The 11,565-nt window shown below is 37.1% G+C and carries 8 protein-coding genes; 2 read left to right on the top strand and 6 right to left on the bottom strand.

Annotated elements, in window-relative coordinates; all coding sequences use genetic code 11:
• Nucleotides 1-178: 178 nt before the first annotated feature.
• Genes HU235_RS21670 through HU235_RS21655 form a run of 4 tightly spaced genes read right to left on the bottom strand, consistent with a single transcriptional unit; the run spans nucleotide 179 to nucleotide 4,327 of the window.
• Nucleotides 179-952, bottom strand: a complete 774-nt coding sequence (locus HU235_RS21670; protein ID WP_174881545.1) for a PHP domain-containing protein — start codon at nucleotides 950-952, stop codon at nucleotides 179-181.
• Between the two features lie 21 nt (nucleotides 953-973).
• Entirely contained in the window at nucleotides 974-1,783 is an 810-nt protein-coding gene (locus HU235_RS21665; protein ID WP_145583977.1) for an energy-coupling factor transporter transmembrane component T family protein, read from the bottom strand.
• Entirely contained in the window at nucleotides 1,758-3,470 is a 1,713-nt protein-coding gene (locus tag HU235_RS21660; RefSeq protein ID WP_233452349.1) for an ABC transporter ATP-binding protein, read from the bottom strand. Before HU235_RS21660 ends, HU235_RS21665 begins: the two co-directional genes overlap by 26 nt.
• Nucleotides 3,471-3,472: 2 nt before the next feature.
• Entirely contained in the window at nucleotides 3,473-4,327 is an 855-nt protein-coding gene (locus HU235_RS21655; RefSeq protein ID WP_174881544.1) for a cell division protein FtsQ, read from the bottom strand.
• A gap of 185 nt (nucleotides 4,328-4,512) precedes the next feature.
• Between HU235_RS21655 and HU235_RS21650 the strand changes: the two genes are divergently transcribed.
• Nucleotides 4,513-5,346, top strand: coding sequence for a MurR/RpiR family transcriptional regulator (locus HU235_RS21650; protein WP_145583970.1), 834 nt, complete (start codon nucleotides 4,513-4,515; stop codon nucleotides 5,344-5,346).
• 78 nt (nucleotides 5,347-5,424) lie between these two features.
• Here HU235_RS21650 and HU235_RS21645 read toward each other — a convergent pair whose 3' ends face one another.
• Complete coding sequence (locus tag HU235_RS21645) at nucleotides 5,425-6,762, bottom strand: LPXTG cell wall anchor domain-containing protein (protein WP_174881543.1); 1,338 nt, start codon at nucleotides 6,760-6,762, stop codon at nucleotides 5,425-5,427.
• A gap of 330 nt (nucleotides 6,763-7,092) precedes the next feature.
• Nucleotides 7,093-10,632 carry a glycosyl hydrolase gene (locus tag HU235_RS21640; RefSeq protein WP_217451460.1) on the bottom strand — a complete coding sequence of 1,180 codons (3,540 nt, stop codon included), beginning with the start codon at nucleotides 10,630-10,632 and terminating at the stop codon, nucleotides 7,093-7,095.
• A gap of 421 nt (nucleotides 10,633-11,053) precedes the next feature.
• Between HU235_RS21640 and HU235_RS21635 the strand changes: the two genes are divergently transcribed.
• Nucleotides 11,054-11,494 (top strand): GNAT family N-acetyltransferase, encoded by a 441-nt coding sequence (locus HU235_RS21635; RefSeq protein WP_145582569.1) that lies wholly within the window; start codon nucleotides 11,054-11,056, stop codon nucleotides 11,492-11,494.
• Nucleotides 11,495-11,565: the final 71 nt, after the last annotated feature.

The raw sequence follows: 11,565 nt of genomic DNA, 5'->3' as shown, positions 1-11,565 counted from the left end.
ATAAAACTCCTCCGTATGCTCATATTTTGGTTGGGGAACCAAAAATATTTTAGCACCACGGAAGAGTTTTTTTAATACCACGCTGAAAGCTTTTTGGAACCCTAGGCCTAGCCTAGGGTTTTCTTTTTCACAATAAAAAAACCAGCTTCAAAAGAAGCCAGTTTCTTTTACCAATTCTTTACGAAAAAACATTAGCCTTTAATTCAATCATTTGTTTCATTAACTTCTTTGCTAGCTTTGCCGATTTCACCTTAATAGGAAGAGAAGGAGAGATTTCAACAGTATATTTGCCTTGAATGATACAACTCTTTAAATCGCGAATCGTATGACATTCAAGTTTAAGCTTATTCATAATACATCCATATTGAAGAAATTGATGTGTATCACTACCTCCAACAATTGGTACCCCTAAGTTTTTAGCAAATGGTTTTATTTTTTCAATATATTGTTCTTCTCCTTGTGAATAAAGGTCCTTTCCATTTAAGTCAAACGCATCTAATCTTTTTAGCTGTTCAGGATCATGCTGATACAACGGTGTGCTTTTTCTAAATGGGTGTGCCCCGATTTTAATCACATCATATCCTTCAGCAAGATTAAGTAATTCATTAAAAGCAATAAAACTTCCATCTTCCATATGGTTCTCTAGCGCATAATGAATTGATAAAATATCATCTCTTTTTCCTATTATAAGAATATGTCCTATCTCTTTCACATCTACTTCTAAACCAGGAAAGAGCTTTAATCCATCTATATTATAGTAATCTTTCTCATAAGAATAATGCGCATCAAGGTAATCATAGATTTCTGTATACCTTAACGTATTAAAGTGTTCAGTCATCGCAATTGCCGTTAATCCACTTTCCTTTGCCTCCCTCATCATTTCGGCAAAATAGTCCGGCATAAAGTTTGTCTTTTTTGATAGTTTTACATGAGTATGGAAATCAATATACATCATGAACCTCCTTTGCAATTTTTAGAAGAGAATAAATATTAAGACGATATAAACTGTTGATAGGCCAATAAACGCATAATCTCGAGTTGTAAATTTGAGATGTGCTAGCTTTAGCTTTTTTACACTTGGATTATGAAACGCAAATGAAAAGCCTTTTGTTTCCAATGCCTCAACAGTCGTTCTTGCACGTTTTGAAGTACTTAAGATTAATGGATAAAAAGATAAAACTGCTAGTTTACAAAAGTAAACAATTACCCGCCAAAAAAGGAATCCGTTTTTGTCAGGCGCTTTCCCTCTTAAACGAAAAGAGAGAAACACATGATGATACTCCTCTAGTAAACTAGGCAGCATTCGGTATCCATAGGCAATACTAAAAGATACTTGACCTGGTACACCAATACTTAAAAGGCCGTCACTAAGCTTCTCAGGATCCATTGAGCAAAAGACAGTAATACTCGCCAATGAAATGACAGAAAGCTTTAACGTTAGCTTCATTAACGGAAGCAGCACCTCGAGATTCCCCCCAAAAAACCACGATACAACGACCATGTAACCGGCCTGACTAATTAAGCCTAACGTTAAGATAAAGAGAATAAGAGGACTTACTCTAGCAAGGATCGTCGTAAATATCATAAATATAAACATACTAAAGAGAATCGCTTGATTATGGATAAACCACGGAACAATTCCGAAGAATATATACCAAATAAACAATGTACGAGGGTCTAGCTTCGCCAAAAATGTATTTCCATTCCCATATGCAGTATTTAAAAGCTCAATTTTCACCTGCTCAACAGATAATTTATCAAACAGTTTGCGAGTATAATCCAATCTCCGCTCTCCTCCCCTCTACTCTCTCAACAAAGTCTGCAACAGTATATGAAGGTGGTTTTAACCCTAACCTTCTACTTAATTCTAAAATTTGTGGCGGTTCAAACCCTGCGCTTTTAAGTAATTCAGGTTTAGAAAATACCGTTTCCTTTGTACCATCATGAATGACTTTCCCTTCGCTAAGGACAATGATACGATTCGCCCACTCAGCAACTAACTGCATATCATGTGTTGCAATAATCACGGTCTGGGCAGTGCTCTGTAATCCGCCGATTAAGCTCGTAATATGCTTTCTTGTTGCAATATCTAAGTTAGCTGTTGGCTCGTCTAATAAAATCACCGAAGGCTTCGTCGCGATTCCGATTGCAAGAGATGCTCTTCTTTGCTGTCCACCACTTAATAAACGACCATCACAATCTTGTATATCTGTAAGGTCATATTCCTCTAAAAGTCTATCAACAGTCTCTTCATAATCCTTTACTTTTCTAGCCTTTAAATAGAATTCAACATCCTTTCTAATACTATCTTCAATAAACATCTCTTCAGGATTTTGGTAAATGTATGTAATAAAATCCGCTAAAGTCTCAGGCTTGTATTTCCTCGTATCAAAACCGTTTATGACAACCTCACCATTATTAGGTTTTACAAGCCCAGTGAGCAATTTCATAAGGGACGATTTCCCAGCTCCGTTATTTCCTATAAGCGCAATTAAATCTCCACGGTTAATCGTTAAATTAAGATTTTTCAACACCGTTTTTTTATCACGGTTAACGGTCTTATAACCATAATCGAGATTTGATATCGTTATAAACGGTTCAGCCTCCGCATTGTTAACTTCATTTCGCATGTTCTCCGAATTTAAATTAATCCTAACGTCCTTAAAATATCGGTCTGCTTCCTGTAACGTAAGTGGATATGGCTTTTGTAAATTCAAACGGTAGGCTACTTGTGTAACTTGAGGAGGATAGATTTGCTTTTCCATTAGTTGTTCCACCTCTAAAAGCGCTTCGTTCGTTGGCTTTTTCCATACAACTTGGCCATTATCCATTAAAACAACCTGCTCACAATAATCAGCAATAAATTCTGTATGATGTTCAATGACGATAATTGTTTTTCCATATGTTTCATGTAACTTTTTTAATACCTCATATATTTCCTTTGCATGATACGGATCAAGCTGAGCAACAGGCTCATCAATAATAAGAGTATCTGGATTTAGAGAGAGGGCGCCAGCTAATGCCAATAAATGCTTCTGCCCACCGCTTAATTGCCAAATAAATTCATGGTCATACCCAACAAGCCCTGCAATCCTTAATGCTTCTTTCCCTCTTTCACGATAATCCACATACCCAAAGTTCAAAGGTGCAAAGCATGCATCATCAAGAACAGTTGGGCGGACAAGCTGGTTTTCAAAGTCTTGATAGACATAGCCAACCTGCTTTGAAAAATCAGCAACCTTCCCTTTTAATGTAGAATCTCCATTAACGAGAACATCACCTGAAAAATCACCAACATAGTAGTGTGGAATCAACCCATTCATCAGCTTACACAAGGTAGATTTTCCACTCCCATTCCCGCCAACGATGGCGACGAATTCGCCTTTTCCAATCTCCAATGATACATCTTTTAATATTGCTTTTTCTGCCCCTGGGTAAGTAAAGGTGACATTTTTAATTTGGATTGACATCATTATCCTTCCTTACTAATACGTTTGTTTTTATTCATTACCATGTACAAAATCGTTAACAATGCAACAACTGCCGCAACCCCCATACTAATCCAAATAAAATAGTCCCCAAGCTCCGCTTCCCATTCAATAATATTCATATCAGCTTCTGCCATAAATTCAGCTATAAATGCAAAGGCAGCTATCAGAATTGCACTAACCACTAATCTCGGTGCAAGAATATCGCCAATAGAGTAATGAACAGAACGGTCTCTTGGCTTCATACCAAGCAAAGGTTCAATTTTCCCATATAATCTCGGTACTAAATATAATGTAGGAAGCAAGGCAAATAATATCCCTGAGAATAATACATCATTTAGAAATGAAGCGCCTTCAATGACTAACACGCTCTCAGCTAAACCTGGCACCGCCTCTAACTCCTCAAGGCCTATCCATACTTTCGTTATATCAACAAGACAGCTAATTAATTGATGAATAATAACACCTGTCATCGCTGCTATCCCAACCTGGCGTTTGTTTTTCGGGTCACTTACTAAAGATCCAGCAATAAACATCGCTAATGAAAAGGCAATAAACTTCTCTAATTCACCAAGCCCACCAAACTGCCCTAGCATAATTTCTCCAAAAATAACCTCACCAAGAGACGCCCCAATTGCAGCATATAAAGGATGGAAAAGAATACATAGAGTCAATGGAATAAACGCAAAATACTCAACCGAGAACTCAATCGGACCAACTCTAACCTCTGGAATTAGCTCGGTTATCATGTTTGATAAACCGTACAGCGACATCGCCAAAATAAATACCATCATTTTTTGTGACTGTGTTAATACATACCTTTGATTGATATGAGCCATAGGAAAAACCTCCTTAATCTGAATTACTTACAGTGTATAGACGTTTTATTAACAAACTATAATGAACATGTAAATTGAATGTAAAAAAATTATCAATTAATATTAAGGTGTAAAAAAACTTACATGCAATAGGCGAAAATATGATAGTCTAAATAGTAGAAAAATAGATATCAAGGAGTCATGATATGATCGATTTAAACTGGAATAAGGAAGCACTATCTCCTAATCAAATAAAAATAGCAGATTACATTCAAAAGAATATTGAATTCATCCTACTCTCTACAGAACAGGAGATTTCAAATAAGCTTGATATGAGCATTGCTTCTGTATCACGATTTTGGCGTTCTGTTGGCTATAAAAACTTTAAAGAGTTTAAATTAAAGGTAAAGGAGCAACTAGAATCTTCTCCAGCAGGGAAAATGCAAAATATTATGAAGCAAGTAGAAGGCGGGGAATTACAGCATCATACGTTATCAATTAGTGTGAGCCACCTTGAAAAAACTCTTCAACATTTCTCAGCTAAAAATTTTGACGAAGCCATACAAACGTTATTAACATCACGGCAAATCTTCCTCTATTGCCCTGGTCCATCAAAGGGTCTTGGCGAGCTAATGCGCTATCGAATGGCAAGATATGGACTATCGATTAAAATAATCGAGAACAACGGCAGTGAGCTTTTCGAAGATTTACTCCACATTAGTAAAGATGACGTTATTGTCATTTTTGGATTTATTCGCTTACTACCAGAGGCGAAGGTTCTTTTACAGCATTCTAAAACCGTTGGATATAAAACGATCCTACTAACTGATCAGCTAATTTCCGATTTTACAGACTTAGCAGATAGCGTTCTCTTTGCTAGCAGAGGGGAATTACAAGAATTTCACTCAATGGTTGCACCAACATATATGGTTGAGAATTTAATTATCGCGACTGGGATGAAAAATAAAGAAAGAAGTTTAAAAAAGCTTGAGGAACTAAGTCATTTAAGAAAGCAATACGCAAATGAGTTGCCTAGATAGATTTGCGGGAGAGACAATTGTCATAGTTTAAAAGAGACTGTCTTGTTAAGTGTTACCTAACAGACAGTCTCCCTATCTTTAAACAGTACGTTTAAATCTTCTTATTATGAAAAGTCCCACCCCTAGAAGTGCAGCAGCAGCTCCCGCAAGACTATTTGCTAGATTACTAGTAGCTGTTTTAGGCAGCTCTCCACCTTCTTCGGTTGTCGTAACTTTTATTTGAGATTTATTTTTATTTGTATTAACTTGCTTTGCGACAGGAGTTTCTTTAGATGTTTCATCTTTTTCAGTGTTCTTTGAGTCACCATTGTCCTGTTCAGATGTTGGCGCTGGATCTGGCGTCGGCTCTGGATCTGGTGTTGGTGCTGGATCCGGCGTCGGCTCTGGATCCGGTGTCGGCTCTGGATCTGGTGTTGGCTCTGGATCCGGTGTCGGCTCTGGATCTGGTGTTGGTGCTGGATCCGGCGTCGGCTCTGGATCCGGTGTCGGCTCTGGATCCGGTGTCGGCTCTGGATCTGGTGTTGGTGCTGGATCCGGCGTCGGCTCTGGATCCGGTGTCGGCTCTGGATCTGGTGTTGGTGCTGGATCCGGCGTCGGCTCTGGATCCGGTGTCGGCTCTGGATCCGGTGTCGGCTCTGGATCTGGTGTCGGCTCTGGATCTGGTGTCGGCTCTGGATCTGGTGTCGGCTCTGGGGCAGGAGTCTGATTAGAATCATTGTAAGTGATAGCCAACTCAAGTGGATACGCATCAGTCAGAACATCTAAATTCACAGGTTCACTAGTTAAAGCTGCTTTAAAAGTATATTCACCATTTTGTAATTCTTTAAAGCTTGTTTGCAGTCTCATATGAAAGCTATAAGGATAATCCTCTATTAATTTAAAATTATAATTTTCTAGGTAGTCCGAGAAGTTAAAGACCAGGCTATTAGTGTTTTGATCAACTGATAGAAACGTATCAGCCGGATTACCAACTTGGCTCATATAGATTTTTTCATTATCACCGTTTATAACTTGTCCAGATGGTCTAAACTGTTCTTTCAAAGAATTTACAACTTGTTCATCTTCTAGTAAATAAGCAAGTTCATTAGGGAATTTCACTGTATAAAATAGTTCTTTTTGAGTTTCCAAATCAAAGTTGATTTTCCAATCATGCATCATAGTATGAGTTGTATAATTATATTCCTCACTATGCTGAATACTATAAAAACCCGTTAATGGCTCATACGTCTCCATTAAATTACCTGACTGAGCATATGCAACAGCATTCCCAAAAAACTCCTGTGTATAAGTACTTGATAGTGAAGGTATAACAGATACAGCTAACGTTGAAGCGACCGTCAATGTAGCGACGCGTTTTACAAATCTTTTTTTGCTCTGATTCAATTTCATTTTGTAATTAAAACTACTTTTAGACATATCATCCCATCCTTTTACAATTTTTATAACATTTTACATGTTAACAAGGACTTTTTTTATTTTCAAAGAAAAATAGACTAAAAGTTTAATTTGAATCATAAAACCTATCCCATTTTTACTACAATCGAAATGGTTCTTTCAAAAACTTCAAACTTTTTTCCTATTTCTTCAAATGAAAAAAGACCACCTAGTTTCAAGTGGTCTTACTCAAATTCTATTAAAGATATACTTTTTTCTTTTCATTCTCGCAGTTCAATTTGAAATTAAGGCACTATCAAAATTGTTATATGCTACTCCTTTTAATTGCCTCATTGTATTTAAAATCTTCTCTTAATCATTCACTACTTTCTTTTTACAAAAGATAATGAATCCTAATCCAGCGATAAGAACAGATATCCCCAATAATAACCAATTATATTGACTAGTTGCTGTACTTGGTAATTCATTCCCACCCTTTTCCTGATTCCTATCAGTTTGATCTACTTGTACAGGAGTGACTACTTCTTTTTCTGGTTTGTTTGTTACCGTCTCCTCTTTATCTGGAGTTTCTGTAGCTGGGACCTCCGTTTTAGGGTCTTCTGGAATTTCTTTTCCGGGATCAGTTCCTGGGTCTGTTCCTGGATCTGTTCCTGGGTCTGTTCCTGGATCTGTTCCTGGGTCTGTTCCTGGATCTGTTCCTGGGTCTGTTCCTGGGTCTGTTCCTGGGTCTGTTCCTGGGTCTGTTCCTGGGTCTGTTCCTGGATCTTCACCTTCACCATGTAACATAACCTCATCAACGTAAGCTTTGGCTGTACCTTCCCCACTTAGTGGTTCAATTTTCACGCCAATTGCATTAACACTATTAATATTTGCAATATTTTCCAAATGTATCGTTAATGTTTTGAATTCACTATCATCTACAACAACGACACCACTATCTACCCATGCCCAATCAGAGCCTGTTTTAATATATAGGCGTGCATTCGCTGTACTAGTTGATAATTTAACCTTCGTACTTATCGCTTTGACTGCAGATAAATCGATAGCTTGTACCTTTGCAAATTCAAAGCCTGGAGCTTTTGTTAAATCAAATGTTGACGTTAATGACTTTGTCCCATGTGATGCAGCTTCATCAGTCACTACCGCATTTGTTGCATTTGCTTCATTCGATTCAATGACCCAACCATCAGTTCCCTCTTCAAAATCATATAATAAGCCCGGTTGCTCCGGCATACTTCCAGGACCATCTCCACCGTTTGGCACACCGCCGCTACCATCGTTAACAACCTTGATATCATCAAAATAAAGTGTACTGTTAATTGGCTCTGCTAAGTCATCTTGCGCATTAATATAAATTGAGAATTTCGTAACGTTTTTTAGATTCTCTTTTGTAATGACCTTACCGGCATTGCCAGCATCCCAAGGTGCTGGAGTAAATTCACTAAATGGAACCTCAATTAATCCTGAACCATCAGCAGCTAAAGATGGATAAGCTTCAAATGAAATTCCGCCAATATTAATTTGGATAACTAGCTTTTGCGCTTTCCCATCAGAATCTAACCAAAATTGAAGCTTGTTAAACTCTGACCAATTTACATTATTTAATGTTTTTGTAACACCTGTATAGTCTCCTGGACCACTAAGTGAGTAGTCATACTTTAATCCGTACGTACCAGATTGCTTATTCGCACCACTTAAAGACGTTGAAACACTTCCATTTGCAGGAACAAACGCCTTACTTAATGCAGCATCACTTCCGAGATATGATTCAAAATCATCAACTAATGATGGATCATTAGGAGCCTCAGCAAAAACACTAAGAAGTCTAATATTATCAATAAAGAAAGCACCACTCTCTAGTTTCAGCTCTTTTCCGATTAATGAAAGAGCGAGACCTGTAGCAGCCTCTGACTTAGCAGGATCATTTAAATCAATTGACGCTGTATATTTTGCATATTCATTTCCTTCAATTGTCGTTGTTTCAAGTTCAGCCAATTGTTTACCTGTTGTAGATTCACCATACTTTGTATTCCAATCTTGAGGAAGCATGGCTATCCCTAAAACACTTGCGTTGGCCGTTTTAGCTTTAACAGGAATTAACGCATCAAACGTCACTCGTTTTACAGCACCAAGGTTTACGTCAGGTAAATCGTTCAATTCTAGCTTTAATTCTTGCCACGTTTGATTTTGTTCCATGTTCGTCGCATTAATTTTTAACATTCCATTATCATTTATAATTGCATGCTCAATAGACGTTTTAATCGTATCAGGATAAGCACCATTGCTTTGAATCCCTTCGATCCCTTCATCAAACGTAAAACTCTTTATCGCAATTTCAGAAACCTTAACAATTACTGTAACTGCCTGTTCATGCAATACATTATTAGCATTATCATAAGCTTTGACAGTAATTTTTGCTGTTCCTCCGTTAACGGCTGCAGATGGAGACCAGTCAGCTGTATAATAGAATCCGTCTTTATCAAGTGTCATCGGGAACTCTTCATCTGAACCCTCTACAGTGTAGACTACCTTTGCCGGATGATCATTCAATACTCTTGCACGTATTGTTGTTGTATTTGCTTTAATTTCAGCATTTACTGTTGGTGAGACAACATGCATAAATGGTGATTCCTCTGTAGTCGGAATTTGCTCACCTGTATACACAGTGCCAACTTCCTTTAAAAACGCAGAATAAGAGTCATTATAGAAATCGGTGAAATCTGGTAATAATTCATGGTCCTCTCCACCCTCTGGAGCATTTTTATAGCCTTTATATGGGACAAATAAGTTTCCACCTAAAGCAAAGTTAGCCCATGTTTGCATATATGAAACCTTTTTAGCATCAGGGTTGCTCTTTATTGCATTTAAAATTTTTGTAAACCACTTCAAATCTCCATTTCCTGTTGTTTTCATCCCTTGAGGACTATAGCCATATTCAGAAAACGCAGAGACTTTCCCCTTTTCTTGTGCGATTTGTGAAATCATCGCTAAATCATTTACTAGCTTACTAATAAATGACTCTGAACCAGGATTATCTTGATTATCATATTGGTCTAGTCCAATAATATCAACATAATCATCCCCCGGATATGTTTTTAAATATTCCTCTCTATTTCCATCAAAAGGTCCGTTCGGTGAGAATGCATATAAAAAGTTGCTGACCCCCTTTTTATCGCGTAGGTACTCAACTAAATAACGATATAACTCCTTGTATTCGCTTGTTGTAGTCGTTTGAGCCCCCCACCAGAACCAGCCTCCATTTTGTTCATGGAAAGGGCGGAATATTACAGGGATTAATTCTCCATTATCATCCTTTAAATTATTGGCAAATGCTGCAAGGTTATCTAACCATGCATTAAATTCGTCATTGGCAGGACCACCCGGAAGAATATCTGCTACCGCACTTTTACTACTCGTATCATTATAACGTCCGCCTGTCGCGAAGTTAGGAGGATGCATACTAAGGGCAACAATTCCGCCTAAATCATGCGCTACCTTCATTGATTTAATTAAATTTTGCCGATTTTGTTCATCCGTATTATCAGGTGAACCTGGTTTTTCATCTCCATCAAGACTTAATGTATCCCATCCAAATATAGCTGGATAATCACCAACTGAATTTAACACCTCAGATTGAGTTGACCCCACACGAGTTCCTGAACCTGTTATCGTCAATCCTTCATCTGTCGCATGCTGATGTCCAAACAACACTTGCTTTCCACTTATGTTTTGTAAATATGTAAACAATTGTTTCGTATAGCTTGAAGCATTAGAATCTACAAGATTAATCGCATTTGATTTCGTTTCCGTTGCAGCAAAAGCTGTCGGTAGGACTGAAAAAATTAAAGCAACTGTTAATATAATAGATAAGTACTGTTTCCCCTTCTTCAAAATATCCTCCCCTTACTTAAAATATAATTTGTATGACCGCTACAATTAACAAAACACTAAAAGGAACTAGATTCCTTTAACCTAGTAAATCGCCCCCCTCCTTTTTTGAAAGCGTTATCTTTTTGTCACTATTATACTTCCTTAACTTATTAAATTAAAGTAATTTTCTGAAAAATTTCCGAATATTTTAATTATAATAATATTAATCGATTACCTAATATCTGTTATATCCTTCTATCCATCAAAAAGATAACCCTATTTCTTTCAATTTCATTTAGTAGATTCGCATTTTTTAAGCTATAAGACTATATTCATTTTCGATTTATTGTTAGTTTATCGATTAACTATTGTTGCGATTTAACCTTTTCGATGCTGAACCCATATACTGGGTAAATGAATACTTAGATGAGGTGACATATAGATGAAAATAAGAAGAGCAAATATTGCTGAAACTAACGAGTTGCTTCAATTGACTTCATATGTGATGGGCGAAAGTTCAATGGGGTATGTGCAATCAGATATAAATATAGGCTATAACGTTTTTTCCCCTTTACTAAATAATGGGGCTTATTATCTTATCGCTGTAAAAGATCACTGGATTATTGGGTGGGTATTAATTGGGCCAGACTTCAATCCAATTCATACGGAGAAAACAGGAAGTATCCTTTCGATATACGTATTCCCTGATTATCGGAATGAGGGTGTAGGGAAACAACTGATGATGCGAGCACTAAAGGAATTGCAGCAGCAAAACTATCGAAAGGTCCATCTTAATGTCTATACTGGTAATCCAGCAAAAATTCTCTATGAAAAGCTAGGATTTCATGATGTTTCTACTGTAATGGAAATAAATTTAAACTAATAAGTTATCCTTTCTAGTAACAATCATGATCGATTTTAAATAAATTTGAATGACTTATCGGTTTGTAAATT

This window comes from Metabacillus niabensis (assembly GCF_902829255.1).
GTDB classification, from domain to species: domain Bacteria; phylum Bacillota; class Bacilli; order Bacillales; family Bacillaceae; genus Metabacillus; species Metabacillus niabensis.
The sequence above is the reverse complement of the archived record's forward strand: the minus strand, read 5'-3'. Positions and strand labels throughout refer to the sequence as shown.